The organism is Arenimonas alkanexedens (assembly GCF_054781355.1).
In genome coordinates this window covers 672,344-690,176 of sequence record NZ_BAAGUO010000002.1, presented here as the reverse complement: position 1 = coordinate 690,176, position 17,833 = coordinate 672,344, and the positions used below count along the sequence as shown (strand labels likewise).

The window sequence follows — 17,833 nt, the reverse complement described above, 5'->3', positions numbered from 1 at the left end:
CTGCGGTGGCCCCTAAGGGCCGCCGGCCCAGCACTTCGTCCCGGAGGTCCCGTGAACCGACTTGTATCCCTTTCTGCCGTGCTCCTCGCCCTGTGCCTGGCGGCACCCGTTGCGGCCCAGCGCACGTTTGATTTCGCGCCCTATGCGGCGGTGCCTTCCGAAGGCGCCATCGCCGTTACCGTGCGCCAGGGTGCGCCGCTGGAGGGTGCGTTCGCCGACGTGGATCGCATCAGCGGCGGTGCGCTGCAGCGTGCGGTGGCGGCGTCGGGCTTCGCCGGCGATCGCGGCGTGGTGCTGAACCTGCCGGGCGTGGGTCCGTATCGCCAGGTGCTGCTGGTCGGCATCGGCAGCGACGCGCCCAGCGCGCGCCTGCTGGAGGATATTGGCGGCCTGGTCGGGCAATGGGGCCTGCTCAGTGCGGTGCCGCGGATCGAGCTGCTGTGGCCGGAAGCCAGCGTGCCGGCGGCCGGTGCGCATCTGGCGCTGGGCGCCTCGCTGGGCCAGTACAGCTTCCGCACCTACCGGACGCCCAAGCCGGATGCGCCGGTGCTGGGCCAGGGTGAGCTGGTGCTGCGCGTCGCCGACGCCGAAGCGTCCCGTCGCGCCTGGAACGACGACTGGAGTGCGGTGGCCGAAGGCGTGCGCTTCTCGCGCGACCTGGTCACCGAACCGGCGAATACGATCTATCCCGAATCCTTCGTCGAGCGCACCCGTGCTGCCTTCGCCGGCGTGCCCAAGGTGAGCATCGAGGTGCTGGACGTGCCGGCGATGCAGAAGCTGGGCATGGGCTCGATCCTGGCGGTTGGCCAGGGCAGCCAGCGCCCGCCGCGGCTGCTGGTGGTGCGTTACCAGGGCGGCGCCCGCGACGAGGCGCCGCTGGCCTTCGTCGGCAAAGGCATCACCTTCGACACCGGCGGCATTTCCATCAAGCCCTCGGCCAACCTGTGGCGCATGAAGTACGACATGACCGGCGCCGCTTCGGTCACCGGTACCGTGCTGGCCCTGGCCAAGCGCGGCGCCCGGGTCAATGCCATCGCGGTGGCGGCGCTGGCCGAGAACATGCCCTCGGGCACGGCCGGCCGGCCCGGCGACGTGGTGCGCACCATGAGCGGCAAGACCTACGAAGTGATGAGCACCGACGCCGAGGGCCGCATGGTGCTGGTGGACGCGCTGTGGTTCGTGCAGGAGCGCGACCGCCCGCGGGTGATCGTCGACGTGGCTACGCTCACCGGCTCGCAGGTGACGGCGCTGGGCGACGAGTACGCCGGCCTGTTCAGCCGTGACGAAGCTTTGGCTGCCGACCTGCAGGCGGCCGGTGCGGCCTCGGGCGAAGAGGTCTGGCGCCTGCCGCTGCATCCGAGCTACGCCAAGGACCTGGAGTCGCCGATCGCCGACCTGCGTAACGGCGGCAGCACCGGCGGCGCGGGTGCCAGCGTCGGTGCCTTCTTCATCGGCTCGTGGGTGCAGGAAGGCGTGGCTTGGGCGCACCTGGACGTGGCCTCCATGGCCTGGCGCGAGGCGCCGCTGCTGCCGACGGTGCCGGCCGGCGCCACCGGCTACGGCGTGCGCCTGCTTGATCGCTACGTGCGCGACCACGTCGAGGCCGCAGCCGCCGACTAGGGAGAAACCTTCGGGTTGTGGATGGGGCAGGGTGCTGGCTACCCTGCCGATCTCTCTGTTACCCGGAAGCCCCATCGATGAATCGACTTCTGCTGGCCGCGGCCATCACCCTGGCCGCGGTCCCCGCCGCCCTGTTCGCGCAAGCGCCGCCAGAGACTCCGAAAGAAACACCCGGCTCGCTGTTCGGAACCCGCGAGAACATCGAGTACGCCGACATCTCGCCCGGCGGCCAGTACGTCGTATACCTCACGCCCGGCCACGGCCGCGTTACTTCGGTCTACGTCGCCAGCCTCGACGGCAGTGCGCCGCCGCGGCTGGTGATGACCTCGGGCGCCGATCCGGACCGCCTGCGCTGGTGCAATTTCGCCACCGATACGCGCCTGATCTGCCAGATCACCGGCCTGGTCGACAGCGCCGGCATCCTGATCCCTTATTCGCGCCTGGTCAGCATCGACACCGACGGCAAGAACGGCGCGATGCTGGGCCAGCGCGACAGCCGCTTCGACGCACGCCTGCGCCAGTTCAACGGCGATGTCCTGGACTGGCTGCCCGACGAGGCCAACGCGGTGCTGATGACCCGCGAGTACATTCCTGAAGCCGGCAAGTTGAACACCCGCATGGTGCGCAATGAGGACGGGCTCGGCGTGGACCGCATCGACCTGACTACGATGGAGGCCACCCGCGTCGAAGGCCCGGCCAAGGACGCCGATTTCTACATCACCGACGGCCGCGGCCAGGTTCGCATCAAGGGCTATCGCCCGGGCGTCGGCGCCACCAGCCAGCTCGCCAGAAAGGTGGTCTATCGCTACCGCCCCGACGGTTCGGACGAATGGCAGCCGTTCTCCACCGTCGAGGACGGCGGCGCCGGCCTGTCGCCGATCGACGTTGACGCCAGCTGCGGCTGCGCCTATGCCCTGCAGCCGCTCAACGGCCGCCAGGCCCTGTACCGGGTCAAGCTCGACGGGTCGATGACCACCGAGCTGGTTTACGCCAACGATCGCGTCGACGTCGATGGCGTGCTGCGCATCGGCCGCGGCGCCAGGATCATCGGCCTCACGTATGCCGAGGAAAAACGCCACGCCGTTTACTTCGACGCCGAATACGGGAACCTGGCGCGTGCGTTGGGCAAGGCGCTGCCGAACCTGCCGATGGTGGACTTCCTGGGCTCCTCGGCCGACAACAGCAAGCTGCTGATCCATGCCGGCAGCGACGCCGACCCGGGCCGCTATTTCGTCTACGACAAGACTGCGCGCTCGCTCAACGAGATCCTGCTGGCCCGACCGTCGCTGGAAGGCGTGGCGCTGGCGAGCTCGAAGCCGGTGAGCTACCCGGCGCGCGACGGCACCTCGATTCCGGGCTACCTGACCTTGCCGCCCGGCAAGGCGGATGCCCGCGGCTTGCCCGCGGTGCTGCTGCCGCACGGTGGCCCCAGCGCCCGCGACGAGTGGGGCTTCGACTGGCTGGCGCAGTATCTGGCGAACCAGGGCTATGCCGTGCTGCAGCCCAACTACCGCGGCTCGGCCGGCTATGGCGACGCCTGGCTGCAGCGCAATGGCTTCCAGGGCTGGCGTACCTCGATCGGCGATGTCACCGACGGCGCGCGCTGGCTGGTGTCGCAGGGCATCGCCGATGCCGATCGCCTCGCCATCGTTGGCTGGTCCTACGGCGGCTACGCGGCCCTGCAGGCCGGCGTGACCGAGCCCGGGCTGTTCAAGGCGCTGGTGGCGATCGCGCCGGTGACCGACCTCGAGATGCTCAAATCGGACGCCCGCAACTACGTCGGCCGCAACCTGGTGGTGGACATGGTGGGCAACGGCCGGCACACCGTCGAGGGCTCGCCCCTGCAGAACGTGGCGCGCATCGAGGCGCCGGTGCTGCTCTTCCATGGCGACATGGACCTCAACGTCAACGTCGGCCACTCGCGCGAGATGGACAAGAAGCTGCGCGCCGCCGGCAAGTCCAGCGAGCTGGCCGTGTATGAAGGCCTCGAGCACAGTCTGGTCGACTCGACCGCACGCGCCGCGATGCTCGACCGCATCGGTGCTTTCCTGAAGGCGAACACGGCGGAGTAATCGCCGTCGGGTCCCGGCGCCTGGCCATCGGTCGGGCGCCGGCTCATCCCGTGAGACAGGCAAGTGGTTGAATCCCTTGGCGCTTCCGGAAGGAGGTGACATTCGCCCGCCAAGGTGTATAAATATTCACCCATGAGCCCCGACCTCACCCCCCGCCAGCAGGCCCTGTACGACTTCATCGCCGAGCGGCTGCGTACCGAAGGCGCACCGTCGGTGGCCGAGATCGCCCGCGCCTTCGGCATCCACGACAGTGCGGCCCACAAGCATCTGCGCACGCTCGAGGCCAAGGGCGCGCTGGTGCTGCTGCCCGGGCGGGCGCGCGGCATCCGGCTGCCGGCGGCGGCGCGCAAGCCGGCGCGGCGCGACGAGCTGCTGTCGCTGCCGATCCTGGGCCGGGTCGCGGCCGGTGCGCCCATCGGCGCCGCCGCCGGGCACGAAGGCCAGATGCTGTTCGACCGCGCGGCCTTCTTCCCCCAGCCCGACTACCTGTTGCGGGTGAAGGGCGACTCGATGCGCGACGACGGCATCCTCGACGGCGACCTGATCGCGGTGCACCGCAGCGAAGTGGCCGAGAACGGCCAGATCGTGGTCGCGCGCATCGACGGCGAGATCACCGTCAAGCGCCTGCAGCGCAAACGCGATCGCATCCTGCTGATGCCGCGCAACCCCGACTACGCGCCGATCGAAGTGCCGGCCGACGCCGAATTCGCCATCGAAGGCCTGTACTGCGGCCTGGTGCGACGGGCCTAGCGGTGGGCGCCCTGGTTTCCCTCGACACGCTGCTGGCCGAACGCCGGCTCTGGCGCGGCCAGCCGACCCCGCGTCCGGCCGCGACCGAGCCCAGCGGCCACGCGGCGCTCGACGCCGTGCTGCCCGCCGGCGGCTGGCCCGAGGCCGCCCTGGTAGAGGTGCTGCTGCCCGCCGATGGCCTGGGTGAACTGCGCCTGCTGCTGCCCACGCTGGCCCGCCACACCGGCGCCGGTCGCGACATCGCCCTGGTGGCGCCGCCCTACGTGCCCAACCCGCTGGCCTGGCGCGCGGCCGGCGTGGACACCGCCCGCATGCACCTCGTCTCGGCCGATCCGCGCAGCGCGCTCTGGGCCACCGAACAATGCCTGCGCGCCGGCTGCCTGTCGGCGGTGCTGTGCTGGCCGCAGAAAGTGGACGACCGCGCGCTGCGCCGGCTGCAGGTCGCGGCTGAAAGCGGGCAGGCGCTGGTGTTCGCCTTCCGCGACGCACGCGTTGCCGCGCAGCCGTCGCCGGCGGCGCTGCGACTGCAGTTCGAGGCCGGCCAGCTGCGTGTGCTCAAGTGCCGCGGCGGCCTGGCGCCGGCGCAGCCCATTCCCTTCCCGCTGCACTGATGCGGGCGCGCGATGCTCTGGGCCTGCTTACTGCTGCCGCACCTGGCGCTGGACACCGTCCTTCGGCGCCACCCTTCGCCTGAAGCGCCGCTGGCGCTGGTTACCGGGCCACGGCCGCGGCGCGTGCTGTCGGCAGTGAACGCGGCGGCGGCGGCGTGCGGCCTGCATCGCGGCCAGTCGGTGGCCGCGGCCGAGGCGCTGTGCGAAGACGTGCAGCTGGTGGACGACGACCCGGCCCGGCTGGCGCGGGCGCGGGACTTCCTCGCGGCCTGGGCCTATCGCTACAGCTCCCAGGTCAGCCTCGCGCTGCCGGGCGCGCTGTTGCTGGAAGTGCAGGGCAGCCTGGGCCTGTTCGGGCCATGGCCGACGTTTGCGGCGCGGCTGCGCGAGGACCTGCAGGCGCTGGGCTTCCGCCACCGCATCGCGCTGGCGCCCAGCGCCGCCGGCGCCGCGGTGCTGGCCGGCTGCCAGGACGGCCTGGCGGTGACCACGCCCGACGCGCTGCGGCGGGCGCTGGCGGCGGTGCCGGTGGCCGGCGCGCGGCTGCCGGGCGGGGCGGCCGTAGCGCTGCAGCGCATGGCGGTGCGCACGCTGGGGCAAGTGCTGGCGCTGCCGCGTTCCTCCCTGGGCAAGCGTCACGGCGTGGCCTTGCTCGACCATCTTGATCGGCTGCTGGGTCAGGCGCCGGAAACGCTGGCGCTGTACCAGCCGCCGGACGTCTTCGATGCCCGGATCGAGCTCAACTACGACGTCGAGAGCTCGCAGGCGCTGCTGTTCCCGCTGCGCCGGCTCACCGCCGACCTGGCCGCCTACCTGGCCGGGCGCGATGGCGGCGTATCGCGTTTCGTACTGCAGCTGGGCCACGAGGATCGTGCCGACACCGAAGTCGTGGTCGGCCTGCTGGCGCCGGAGCGGCAGCCGGCGATGCTGTTCGAACTGGCGCGCGGACGACTCGAACGGGTGGCGGTGCCGGCGCCGGTGCGCACGCTGCGGCTGCTGGCGCGCGAACTGCCGCCCTTCGTGCCGGCGGCGCGCGAACTGTTCGAAGCCCGGCCGCAGCAGGCGCAGGATTGGCCGGCGCTGCGCGAACGCCTGCGCGCGCGGCTGGGCAATGAGTCGGTGTATGGCCTGGAGCCGGTCGCCGACCATCGTCCCGAACGCAGCTTCAAGCGCCGCGAAGGCGTGGCCGAACCGCCGCCGTCCGGCCCCGCGCTGCCGCGCCCGACCTGGCTGCTGCCGCGCCCGATCCCGCTGCGCGATCCGCACCTGCTGCTGCTGGCCGGCCCCGAGCGGATCGAGACCGGCTGGTGGGACGGCGGCGACGTGCAGCGCGATTACTACGTGGTGGAAACCGCGCGCGGCCAGCGCGCCTGGGCCTTCTGCGCGCCCGGTGAAACCGGCCCCTTCATGCTCCACGGCTGGTTCGCATGAGCGCGCCTGCCTACGCCGAACTGCACTGCCTGTCGAACTTCAGCTTCCTGCGCGGGGCGAGTTCGGCCAAGGAGCTGTTCGCGCGTGCCAAGGCGCTGGGCTACCGCGCGCTGGCGATCACCGACGAGGCCTCGATGGCCGGCGTGGTGCGCGCGTTCGAAGCCGCGCGCGAGGCCGGCATCGCCATGATCACCGGCACTGAACTGCAGCTCGAACGCGGCCCGAAGCTGGTGCTGCTGGCCGCCGACCTGGCCGGCTATCAGCGCCTGTGCCGCTGGATCACGCTCGGCCGCCGGCGCATGCGCAAGGGCGAGTACCGGCTGGCGATGGCCGACCTGGCCGGCGACACCGACGGCGTGCTGGCGCTGTGGGTGCCGGGCGAGACGCCCGAAGCCGCGCATGGCGCCTGGGTGGAGGCGAGCTTCCCGGGCCGGGCCTGGCTGGCGGTCGAACTGCACCGCGGCCCCGACGACGCCGTCCGCCTGCAGCAGCTGCGCGAGCTGGGCGCCATGCTCGGGCTGCCGCTGGTTGCCGCTGGCGACGTGCACATGCACGCCCGCGGCCGTCGCGCGCTGCAGGACACCGTGACCGCCATCCGCCACCGCAGCACGGTGCGCGAGGCCGGCGCGCGCCTGTTCGCCAACGGCGAACGCCACCTTCGCCGGCGCGATCTGCTGGCCCAGGCGTATCCGCCCGAACTGCTGGAAGAAACCCTGCGCATCGCCGAGCGCTGCCGCTTCACCCTCGACCAGCTGCGCTACGACTACCCGCGCGAAGTGGTGCCCGAGGGCCATGACGCCAGCAGCTGGCTGCGTCGGCTGAGCGAAGAGGGCGCACGCTGGCGCTGGCCCGGCGGCGTGCCGGACGAGGTGCGGCACAAGATCGCCGACGAACTGGCGCTGATCGCCGAGCTGCAGTACGAGTCCTATTTCCTCACCGTGCACGACATCGTCCGCCTCGCCCGCGAGCGCGGCATCGTCTGCCAGGGTCGCGGCTCGGCGGCGAACTCGGTGGTCTGCTACGTGCTGGGCATCACCGAAGTGGATCCGGCACGGATCGGCATGCTGATGGAGCGCTTCATCTCGCGCGAGCGCAAGGAGCCGCCGGACATTGACGTGGATTTCGATTCCACCCGGCGCGAGGAAGTGATCCAGTACATCTACGAGCGATACGGGCGCGAGCGCGCCGCGCTCACGGCCGTCGCCACCACCTACTCGGGCCGCAGCACGATCCGCGACGTGGCGAAGGCGCTGGGCCTGGCACCGGACCAGGTGGACCGGCTGGCGCGCACGCTGGGCCGTTGGGACAGCGCGCTGCCGGCCGAGGACCGCCTGCGCGAGGCCGGCTTCGACCCCGACAACCCCGCGCTCAAGCGGGTGTTGGCGCTGACCGGCCAGCTGCTCAATTTCCCGCGCCACCTGTCCCAGCATCCCGGCGGCTTCGTCATCTCCGACGCACCGCTGCACACGCTGGTGCCGGTGGAAAACGCAGCCATGCCCGACCGCACCGTCATCCAGTGGGACAAGGACGACCTCGACACCCTGGGCTTGATGAAGGTGGATGTGCTGGGCATCGGCATGCTCGGCGCCATCGCCCGCTGCCTGTCGCTGCTGCGCGACAGCGGCCGGCGCGAGCTGCGCGTGCAGGACATCCCGGCCGAGGACCCGGCGGTGTACGCGATGATCCAGCGCGCCGACACCGTCGGCGCCTTCCAGATTGAAAGCCGCGCGCAGATGGCGATGCTGCCGCGCCTCAAGCCCGCCTGCTACTACGACCTGGTGGTGCAGGTGGCAATCGTGCGGCCGGGTCCGATCGAGGGAAAGATGGTGCATCCCTACCTGCAGCGGCGGCAGGGGCGCGAGCCGGTCGTGTATCCCTCCCCGGCGCTGGAGAAGGTGCTTAGCCGCACGCTGGGCATCCCGTTGTTCCAGGAACAGGTGATGCAGATCGCCATGGTTGCGGCCGGCTACACGCCCGGCGAAGCCGATCAGCTGCGGCGCTCGATGGCCGCATGGAAGCGCCACGGCGGCCTGGAGCCGCATCGCCAGCGGCTGCTGGCCGGCATGCGCGAGCGCGGCTATGACGACGATTTCGCCGAGCGCATTTTCGAGCAGGTGAAGGGGTTTGGCAGCTACGGATTCCCCGAGTCGCATGCGGCCAGCTATGCGCTGGTGGCCTACGTCAGCTGCTGGCTGAAATGCCACGAGCCGGCGGCGTTCACCTGTGCACTCATCAACACGCCCACGCACATGGGCTTCTACACGCCAAACCAGCTGCTGCAGGATGTGCGCCGGCACGGGATCGCGGTGCGGGCGGTGGATGTGCGGTTTAGTGATTGGGCGTGTTCGTTGGAGAGCATCGGGCCTGAAGGCCCTCCTACAGGGGCGCGCGTAGGAGGGCCTTCAGGCCCGAAGCTCCCCCAGCCCGCCATCCGCCTGGGCTTCAACCAAATACTGGGCTTCCCGCAAGCTGCCGCCGAACGCCTGGTCATCGCCCGCGCCCGCGCACCGTTCCGGCATCTTGAAGATCTTGCGCATCGCGCCGGTCTTGATCGTCGCCAGCTTGATCGGCTGGCCGAAGCAGACGCCCTGCGCGGGCTGGTGGGTCATCGCAACCGTGCGCGCTGGGCCGCCAGCGGCGTCGAGGCCAGCCTGCCGCTGTTCGCCGGGCTTGAAGCTTCGCCGGAGGCGCGCGTCAGCCTGCCGCCACCTGGCGTCAGTGAATCCGTGCTGGCCGATTACGCCAGCACCGGCACCACGCTGGGGCCGCATCCGCTTCGGTTGCTGAGGAAACAGTTGCGGGCGCAGCGCTGCCGGCCTTCGCGCGAGCTGGCGACGCTGCCGCACGGCGCTCATATCCGTCATGCCGGCCTGGTGACGCTGCGCCAGCGGCCGGGTACCGCCAAGGGCGTCACTTTCGTCACGCTCGAGGACGAAGACGGCAGCGTCAGCGTGGTGATCTGGCAGGACTTGGGCGAGCGCCAGCGCCGGGAGCTGGCCAACGCCAGGCTGATGGCCGTGGACGGCCGCTGGGAACAGGTGGACGGCGTCAGCCACCTGATCGCCGGCCGCCTGCACGACTTCAGCCACCTGCTCGGCGCCCTGCAGGTCGCGTCCCACGACTACCGCTGAGGCGAACCGGCCCTCAGAGCGGATCCTTCTCCGCCTTGGGTCGGGTCTTGCGGTCGGCGAGCAGGATGCTGGCCACCAGCCAGCCGCCGAGCCCCGCCGCCATCAGGAACAGCACCAGCGCCAGCCCCGGATAGCCGAACAGCTTTTGCTCGGTGGGCACGTCCATGATCAGCGCGGCCCCGACGATCATCGCCGCGGCGATGATGCCCAGGGTGATGCGGTTGGCGATCTTCTGCATGCTCTCAATCAGGTGCGATTCCTCGAGCCCGGCAATATTCACCTTGAAGCGGTTGTCGGCCAGCGTGCGCAGCAGCACCGACAGGCGCTGCGGCGATTCGCGGATCAGCTCCTGCATTTCCAGCGCATCGGTAGCCAGGCGGCCAACGTCGAGGCTGGCGCGGGTACGTGCGCGGAAGAGTTCCGCCAGATGACCCTGCAGCACATCGCGCATGGACATCTTCGCGTCCAGCGCCAGCAGCACGTCTTCGAGGTTGAGCAGGGTCTTGCCCAGCAGGGTCAGCTCGGCCGGCGGACGCAGGCCGCACTCGCCGCCGATTCGCACGAGCTGCAGCAGGAAGCCGCCCTCTGAATCCGTGCGCACTGAGCTGTTGGAGAAGCGCGCCACCATGCGGCCGGTTTCACGGCTGAAGCGCGGCTCGTCGAAGTCCTCCAGTCGCGTGCCCATGTGCATCAGGGTTTCAGCCACCTGTTCGCCGCGGCCCTCCGTGGTCGCAAGGATGAGCTTGAGCAGTTGGTCGCGCATGCGCGGCGGCACGTGGCCAACCATGCCCAAATCGAGCAGCACCAGCTGCTGGTCGTGGGTAAGCACCACATTGCCTGGATGCGGATCGGCGTGGATCAGCCCGTGCACGAAGATCTGGTCCAGGTAGGCCTTGCCCAGCTCGCTGGCGAGCGGCAGCAGGTCGGTCTCGGTGCGCAGCACGTTGGGAATATCGGTGACCCGGATACCTTCGGCCCGATCCATGGTCAGCACCCGGCGCGTGCTGTAGTCCCACACCGGTGCCGGCACGCTGATGTGCGCATAGGGTTCGAGGCGGGTGCGGAAGGTTTCGAGATTGTTGGCTTCCTGCAGGTAGTCGAGCTCGGCCAGCATGGTCGTGCGGAATTCCTCCAGCCACTCGCGGAAACCCAGGCGCTGGCCGACCTTGCTGACCAGGCCCAGCGAGCCGATCAGGCTGCGCAGGGTGTCCAGGTCGGCTTCGATCGCCGGCAAAAGATCTGGGCGCTGCACCTTCACCGCCACTTTGCGGCCGCTGGGCAGCACCGCGGCATGCACTTGGGCGAAGGAGGCGGTGCCCAGCGGTTCCGGGTCGAAGCTGGCGAAGAGCTTGTTGAGCGGGGCGCCGAGCTCCTCGACGATCTGCGCTTCGATCGCCTGCAGGTCGGCCGGTGCGACCTTGTCCTGTAGCCGGCACAGCGCCGCGATGTACACGGGCGGCACTAGGTCCGGACGGGTCGAGAGCATCTGGCCGATCTTGATGAAGGTGGGGCCGAGGTTCTCTAGATCGCGAGTGAAATTTTCGGCGGCCTCGGTATCGGTCGGCGTGACCGAGGTCTCTTCGCCACTATGGCCGTGGAATACCGGTGAGTTGCGATGTTTGACCAAGAAGGACGTGATGGCGGCAAGCCGTGAGGAATCAGGCATGGGGCGGCTCTCGAGCGGATGGATGGCCACAACTTATCACTGCCTTGATCAAGCAAGCCGCGCTGGCACGCTCGCCGTTCAGCCAGGCGCAGGCACTGGCATCGATCTTGCAACGCTTCCTGCATCCCCCCATCACGAGGAACGACCATGCATGCCACTCGCGCCGATCAGATCGACGAGCTCCGCCAACTCATCCAGGGTATCGACATCGCGATGTTCACCACCCAGGACGGCGGCCGCAAGCTTCACAGTCGCCCGATGGACACCCAGCAGATCGATGCCGACGGCATGCTCTGGTTCCTGAGTTCACGCGACTCGGACGTGGTGGGCGAAGTGCACGACCATCCTGCAGTTTGCCTGACCTACGCCTCGCGCGAGAAGAACACCTACGTCTGCATCACCGGCAAGGCGCAGGAGATTCACGACCAGGCCAAGATTTCCGAGTTGTGGTCGCCCGAGCACGAAAATTACTTCCCGGGCGGACGCGATGATCCCGCGCTGACCCTGCTGCGGGTGATACCCGAGCACGCTGAGACCTGGACGGGCCCATCAGGCACCGTGGGCCGGATGCTCGCGTTCGCCGTGGCGGCGATCACCGGTGACGCCGAGCCCATGGGCAGCAAGAAGAGCCTGCCGCTCTGAGCACGCGGCCGCTGGTCGCGCGCCTTCGTCCGGACGGCTGGCGGTGGCCGGCGCGAACCTACAAACTCGCGCCCATGGCCACACCCGCCACTGAGCCCGCCTCGCCCTGCGTCCGCAACTGCTGCCTGGATGCGCAGGATGTTTGCCTGGGCTGTGGGCGCCGGATCGACGAGATAACGCACTGGCATACCGCAGAGCAGCACGAGCGCGAGGCGATCCTGGCGCGTGCAGCGCAGCGACAGGCTGTCAGGCGATCGCCGCGGAACACCGACTAGGTGTCGCGGGGACTGGGTAGCGAAGGGCGGCGGGCGTACAGTTGGTTTTCAAACCCTGTTACGGAGCTCTCGATGGCCTCGATCCGCCTGATCCCGCTGTCGTCCGTGCTGCTGGCATGGCTGTTGCTTGCGCCCGCAGCCCGGGCCGAAGCGCTGTACAAGTGCACCGGTGAAAAGGGCGAGGTGAGCATCCAGTCCGATCCCTGCCCGAAGGGCATGACCCAGGTCTGGAAGCGCGACGCCACGCCGGACCCGGCCCCCAGTCCCGAGGCACTGGCCGCGCGCGCCGCGCTGGCGGAGGCCGAAGCCCTGCGCGCGGCCGAAGCGGCACGTGCCGCCGAGGCGGCGCGCTTGGCCGAACAGGCCCAGGCGGCCGAGCAGGCGCGACTTCGGGCGGCCGAAGCCAGCAGCCAGCGCCCGGTGCGAAGAAGCGATTGCACGATCGCGCACGACTTCCAGGACACCGCCCTGGCGCTGGCGTGGCTGGACCTGACCCAGTCCCAGCGCGAACGCATCCGCAGCTGGGTAATCGGGCAGTGTCGGGACCCGGACGCGCCCGTGGCAGAAGAACTGCCGGTGCCTGTCGCCGGCTGATTTCACTTCGGTCCGGCGACCGACCTGCCGCACAATAGCGGCATGGAATCCAAGACCAACCTGCGCGGCATCGTCGCGATGCTGCTGGCTGTCGGCCTGTTCTCGCTGATGGACGGTGGCCTCAAGCATCTCTCCACCCACTACCCGCCGATGCAGGTGGCGGCGATCCGCGGTCTGTCCTCGCTGCCGCTGGTGATGGTCTGGGTCTTGGCCACCGGCGGTGCCATGGCGCTGCTGCGCATTCGCTGGCCGCTGCACCTGCTGCGCGGCGTGCTGTCGATCCTGATGCTGGCGTCGTTTGCCTATGCGCTCAAGCGCATGCCGCTCACCGGTGCCTACACCTTGTTTTTCGTGGCGCCGCTGATGATCACCGCGCTGTCGGTGCCGCTGCTGGGCGAGAGGGTAGGGCCCCGACGCTGGACCGCGATCTCGATCGGCCTGCTGGGGGTGCTGGTGGTGCTGCGCCCGACCGGCGAAGGCGTGGTGACCCTGGCGGGCCTGGCGGTGCTGGTGTCGGCCACGGCCTATGCGCTGTCGTCGATCCTGGTGCGCGTGCTGCATCGCACCGACAGCGGGCAAAGCATGGTGTTCTGGATGCTGCTGATGACCGGCGCAGGCGCGGGCGCCCTGGCCTGGCCGAACTGGCAGCCGCTGTTGGGCGTGGACCTATGGGTCATCCTTGGCGTTGGACTGACCGGCTTCCTGGGCCAGGTGGCGATTACCGAGGCTTTCCGGGCGGGCGAAGCCTCGGTGGTGGCGCCGTTTGAATACAGCGCGCTGGCCTGGGGGCTGGGGCTGGACTGGCTGATCTGGCAGGCGCTGCCCGACCGCTGGACCTTCGCCGGCGCCGGCATCATCGTCGCCAGCGGCATCTATCTGCTGCGCCGCGAGCGCGTGCACGCCGAGGCCGAACACCCCTGAGGGGTGGCAGCCCGGCGCGGGGCGGCTATGCTTCGGCCATCACCTTCAAGGATTGAACCCCATGACGCCTGTCTTCCGCACTGCCTCCGGACTCGCCCTGCTGCTGGCCCTCGCGGCCTGCCAGGACAACGTCCCGGCGCCGGAAGTCGCGCCGCCCGCCGCGGAGGCGGCGCCCCAGCCGGCGGCCATGGACTGGAGCCGTTGCCGCTTCCCGGGCACCCTGCCGGTGCGCGGCAAACTATTCGTCGTGGACGGCGGTCTGCCGGGCGACCTGGCCGAGCCCGGCCGCGAAACCATCCGCCGGGTCGAAGTGCTGGTGCCCGGGGAAGTCGCCCTGCTCTTGACCGCACCCGACGCCAGCGCCTGGGCCGTCAGGGTGTCGCCCGAAACCAAGGTCACCGCGATCTTCGCCAGCGGCGAGCAGCCCCAGCGCATCACCGGCCAGGGCCTGGGCCCGACGCGGCTGGAGCGTTCCGTGGCGATGGGCGACGCCTGCGGTCGCTACTGGTTCGGTGCCGAGGCGCCGGTATCGCTGGACGAGGCGACCCAAGCGATCTTCGGGCGCCGACATGATGCGATCTACACCCTGCTGGCGGGCCAATTGATTATTGGCGGCAGTGAATTCCGCCCCGAGCCCGAGGGCTGACGGCGTCGCTCAGCGGCTGCCGAATACCTTTCGAAGCAGCTCACTGGAGCGCTGCGCCGGATCGCGGCGGATCTCGCGCTCCTGTTGGGCCACCACCTCGAACAGGCCGTCCAGCGCCTCGTTGGTGACGTAGTCGTCCAGATCCACCGACTCGCTGCCGCCCAACGCGCTGATCAGCGCGCTGTTGCGGCCCACCACGGCCTTGTAGCTTTGGGTGACGCCGGCTTGCTGCGTGGCGTCGCTGACGATCGGCCGAAACTGCGCGCGCAGGCGGTCTTCGGTGACCCGGCGGAAGAAGCGTGTGCCGGCGTCCTCGTCGCCGCGGACGATGTCGAGGGCGTCGCTTACGCTCATCTCACGCACGGCGTCGGCGAAGATGTCTGCCGCCATCGGCACGGCTTTCTCGGCGGCCCGGTTCATGGCGAGCTCGAACTCGTCCACTTTGCGGCCGGCACCCAACTGGCGGGCGGTGTCGGTGATCTTGCGAAGCTGGCCGGGCGCGCGAATACGCAGGCCCTCGTTGCCGTAGAAACCGTCCTGCTGCCCAAGCTGCCGCACGGCACGCTGCACGCCTTGCGCCAGGGCCTCGCGGATGCCGCCCGCAGCCTCTTGTTCGGTGACGCCGCTGTCGCTGCGCTCGAAGCTGCGCTTGAGACGGTCCTTCCAATCCTCGGCCTGGACGGTGTGGGCGGCGCCAGTGGTGAACACCAGCAGGGCCAATGCAATCGCTGCAAATTTCATGGCGGATTCCTCGGGGCGGCTGGACCCCATCATGCCGCATCGCAACCGGGGGTGCCCCACGGTTAGACTGGGCCACCCCGGCCGCAGACGCCTCCCTGAATGATCCAGCTGATCGGATTCGATGGCGACGACACCCTCTGGCACAGCGAGGACTACTACCGCGCGGCAGCGGGCGCCTTCGAGGAAATCGTCGGTCGCTACGTCAACCTGGCGGACGCCGGTCTGCACGAGCGCCTGCTGGCCACCGAGCGCGCCAACCTGAAACTGTTTGGATACGGCGCCAAGGGCATGACCCTGTCCATGCTCGAAGCCGCATTCGAGATCACGGGCGGCCGCATTGAAGCGGCCGATCTTCACCGCATCGTCGGCATTGGCAAGGACGTCATGGCCCACCCGGTAGCGCTGCTGCCGGACATTCGTGCCGCCGTGGAAGCGGTCGCGCACCACTATCCCGTGGTGCTGGTGACCAAGGGCGACCTGTTTCACCAGGAGTCCAAGGTCGCCGCCTCGGGGCTGGCGGACCTGTTCCGCCGTATCGAGATCGTGTCCGAGAAGGATGCTCGTGCGTATTCGCGCGTGCTGTCGGAGTTCGGGGTCGAGGCCGGTTCGTTTGCGATGGTGGGTAATTCGCTGCGGTCCGACATCGAGCCCGTGGTCCGGCTGGGCGGCTGGGGCGTGCACGTGCCGTATCACGTGACCTGGGCGCACGAGCTGGAAAACGGGCTTGAGCCCGAGCACCGGGGGCGCGTCGTCACCGTGGATACCGCCGGCGGCATTCCAAAGGCGGTGGCCGCGCTGCAGTCGCGGGCGATGGCCGTGATCGAGGGTCGTGACTGATTTTTCGCAGCGCCTGCGCGCGCGGATTGCTAGGCTCTGGGACTGGCCCCGCTGGATGCATCCATGACCTCGCACGTCCCTTTCGACCGCCGTGACCTTGATTTCCTCCTGCATGAAGTCGAGGACGTCGGATCGCTATGCCGCCATCCGCGTTTCGCCGAACATTCGCGCGATACCTTCGATGCCGCCATGGATGCCGCCGCCGAACTGGCGATGGCGAAGTTCGCCGACCACAACCGTGCCTCGGACACGAACGAGCCACGCTTCGTGGATGGCCGGGTGGAGATCCTTCCAGCGGTGAAGCTCGCTTTGGACGCTTATGCCGAGGCGGGCTTCGGCGCGCAGTTGGCGGATGCGGAGGAGGGCGGAATGCAGTTGCCCTACACCGTGGCGCTGGCCTGCGACGCGATGTTCGCTGCGGCTAATGTCTCCACCGCCGGCTACGCGCTGCTGGCGCGCGGCGTCGCCAACCTGCTGCAGGCGCACGCCACGCCCGAACAGTGCGCGCGCTACCGCAGGCCGATCCTGCAGGGCCGCTTCCTGGGCACGATGTGCCTGAGCGAGCCCCAGGCCGGCTCGTCGCTGGGCGATATCCGCACGCGCGCCGAACCGGCTGGCGACGGCAGCTATCGCCTCAGCGGCGCCAAGATGTGGATCAGCGGCGGCGAACACGAGCTGTCCGAAAACATCGTGCATCTGGTGCTTGCGCGGCTGCCGGAGGCACCGGCGGGAGTGAAAGGCATCAGCCTGTTCATCGTGCCGAAGTTCCGCGTCAATGACGACGGCAGCCTGGGGGCGCGCAACGACGTGCAGCTCGCCGGTGTGAACCACAAGCTGGGCCAGCGCGGCATCGTCAACACCTTCCTGAAATTCGGCGAGCGCGGCGACTGCTTCGCCGAACTCGTGGGTGCCCCGCACCAGGGCCTGGCGCAGATGTTCCACATGATGAATGAGGCGCGCATCGGCGTCGGCGTCGGCGCGATCATGCTCGGCAGCGCCGGCTACCGCTATTCGCTGCAGTACGCGCGCGAGCGCAGGCAGGGCCGGCATCCGGACCAGAAGGATCCTTCCTCGCCGCCGGTGGCGATCATCGAGCACGCCGACGTGCGGCGCATGCTGCTGCAGCAGAAGGTGCGGGTCGAGGGCGCACTCGGTCTGGCGATACGCGCCGCCACCCTGGTGGATGCGCGGGACCAGGATCCGGACGCCTCGCGCCGTGGCGATGCGCATCGCCTGCTCGAGCTGCTGACGCCGGTGGTCAAGGCCTGGTCGGCGGACGCCTGCCTGGAAGCCAACGACCTGGCGATCCAGGTCTTGGGCGGCTACGGCTACACCCGCGAGTATCCGGTCGAGCAGTGCTGGCGCGACAATCGCCTCAACCCAATCCATGAAGGGGCCAACGGCATCCAGGCGCTGGACCTGTTGGGGCGCAAGGCCATGCTGGACGGAGGCGCCGCCCTGAAGCTGCTGCTGTGCGAGATCGCCGGCACCGCGGCCGCTGCAGGCACCGAGCCGGCGCTGGCCGAACACGCGCTGGCCCTGACCCGGGCCGCCGGGCTGCTGGCCCGCACCACCGGGACGTTGGGCGAGGCGCTGGCGCGCGGTGAGGTGCGCGCTACGCTCGCCAATGCGCCGCGCTACCTGCGCTTGGTTGGCCACGTGGCCATTGCCTGGACCTGGCTCAGGCAGGCCCAGATCGCCAGTGCAGCGACACCCACCACGGAGGCGGATCGCCACTTCTACGCCGGCAAGCTGGCCGCCTGTCGCTGGTTCTTTGTGCATGAGCTGCCGGCCATTGAACACGATGCCACATTGCTTGCGGCGCTGGATCGCTGTGCGCTGGATACCCCACCCGAGGTCCTGTAATCCGGGTTTCCAATCTGCGCCGCCTACGCT

At 69.6% G+C, this 17,833-nt stretch carries 15 protein-coding genes; 13 read left to right on the top strand and 2 right to left on the bottom strand.

Going from position 1 to position 17,833, the window contains the following annotated elements; all coding sequences use genetic code 11:
• Positions 1-51 precede the first annotated feature (51 nt).
• From ACYVGY_RS07750 to ACYVGY_RS07725, 6 genes are all read left to right on the top strand, one after another.
• Entirely contained in the window at positions 52-1,620 is a 1,569-nt protein-coding gene (locus ACYVGY_RS07750) for a leucyl aminopeptidase (RefSeq protein WP_460456891.1), read from the top strand.
• 77 nt (positions 1,621-1,697) lie between these two features.
• A complete protein-coding gene (locus ACYVGY_RS07745) occupies positions 1,698-3,692 on the top strand; it encodes an alpha/beta hydrolase family protein (protein WP_460456890.1) in 1,995 nt (664 codons plus the stop codon).
• Positions 3,693-3,824: 132 nt separating this feature from the next.
• Entirely contained in the window at positions 3,825-4,442 is a 618-nt protein-coding gene (gene lexA / locus ACYVGY_RS07740) for a transcriptional repressor LexA (RefSeq protein WP_460456889.1), read from the top strand.
• A gap of 2 nt (positions 4,443-4,444) precedes the next feature.
• Positions 4,445-5,053, top strand: coding sequence for a translesion DNA synthesis-associated protein ImuA (imuA, locus tag ACYVGY_RS07735; protein WP_460456888.1), 609 nt, complete (start codon positions 4,445-4,447; stop codon positions 5,051-5,053).
• A 12-nt stretch (positions 5,054-5,065) separates the two neighbouring features.
• A complete protein-coding gene (locus tag ACYVGY_RS07730; RefSeq protein ID WP_460456887.1) occupies positions 5,066-6,484 on the top strand; it encodes a Y-family DNA polymerase in 1,419 nt (472 codons plus the stop codon).
• Positions 6,481-9,615, top strand: a complete 3,135-nt coding sequence (locus tag ACYVGY_RS07725) for an error-prone DNA polymerase (protein ID WP_460456886.1) — start codon at positions 6,481-6,483, stop codon at positions 9,613-9,615. The genes ACYVGY_RS07730 and ACYVGY_RS07725 overlap by 4 nt, the downstream gene beginning before the upstream one ends.
• Before the next feature lie 13 nt (positions 9,616-9,628).
• Here the strand turns inward: ACYVGY_RS07725 and ACYVGY_RS07720 are convergent, their stop codons facing one another.
• Complete coding sequence (locus ACYVGY_RS07720; protein ID WP_460456885.1) at positions 9,629-11,281, bottom strand: ABC1 kinase family protein; 1,653 nt, start codon at positions 11,279-11,281, stop codon at positions 9,629-9,631.
• 147 nt (positions 11,282-11,428) lie between these two features.
• Here ACYVGY_RS07720 and ACYVGY_RS07715 point away from each other — a divergent pair, with 147 nt between their 5' ends.
• From ACYVGY_RS07715 to ACYVGY_RS07695, 5 genes are all read left to right on the top strand, one after another.
• Entirely contained in the window at positions 11,429-11,923 is a 495-nt protein-coding gene (locus ACYVGY_RS07715; protein WP_460456884.1) for a pyridoxamine 5'-phosphate oxidase family protein, read from the top strand.
• Positions 11,924-11,997: 74 nt separating this feature from the next.
• Entirely contained in the window at positions 11,998-12,198 is a 201-nt protein-coding gene (locus ACYVGY_RS07710) for a DUF1289 domain-containing protein (protein WP_460456883.1), read from the top strand.
• A gap of 72 nt (positions 12,199-12,270) precedes the next feature.
• Positions 12,271-12,792 (top strand): DUF4124 domain-containing protein, encoded by a 522-nt coding sequence (locus ACYVGY_RS07705; RefSeq protein ID WP_460456882.1) that lies wholly within the window; start codon positions 12,271-12,273, stop codon positions 12,790-12,792.
• A gap of 42 nt (positions 12,793-12,834) precedes the next feature.
• Complete coding sequence (locus ACYVGY_RS07700; RefSeq protein WP_460456881.1) at positions 12,835-13,713, top strand: DMT family transporter; 879 nt, start codon at positions 12,835-12,837, stop codon at positions 13,711-13,713.
• A 61-nt stretch (positions 13,714-13,774) separates the two neighbouring features.
• Positions 13,775-14,359: a hypothetical protein gene (locus ACYVGY_RS07695; protein ID WP_460456880.1), complete on the top strand. Its 585-nt coding sequence runs from the start codon at positions 13,775-13,777 to the stop codon at positions 14,357-14,359.
• 9 nt (positions 14,360-14,368) lie between these two features.
• Here the strand turns inward: ACYVGY_RS07695 and ACYVGY_RS07690 are convergent, their stop codons facing one another.
• Positions 14,369-15,100 (bottom strand): DUF4197 domain-containing protein, encoded by a 732-nt coding sequence (locus tag ACYVGY_RS07690; RefSeq protein WP_460456879.1) that lies wholly within the window; start codon positions 15,098-15,100, stop codon positions 14,369-14,371.
• Between the two features lie 99 nt (positions 15,101-15,199).
• On the opposite strand from ACYVGY_RS07690, the gene ACYVGY_RS07685 reads away from it, so the two are divergent.
• Together ACYVGY_RS07685 and ACYVGY_RS07680 are read left to right on the top strand one after the other, a co-directional pair.
• Positions 15,200-15,937: an HAD family hydrolase gene (locus ACYVGY_RS07685; protein ID WP_460456878.1), complete on the top strand. Its 738-nt coding sequence runs from the start codon at positions 15,200-15,202 to the stop codon at positions 15,935-15,937.
• A gap of 63 nt (positions 15,938-16,000) precedes the next feature.
• The gene (locus ACYVGY_RS07680; RefSeq protein ID WP_460456877.1) at positions 16,001-17,803 is read left to right on the top strand and encodes an acyl-CoA dehydrogenase; all 1,803 of its coding nucleotides are present in this window, start codon (positions 16,001-16,003) and stop codon (positions 17,801-17,803) included.
• Positions 17,804-17,833: the final 30 nt, after the last annotated feature.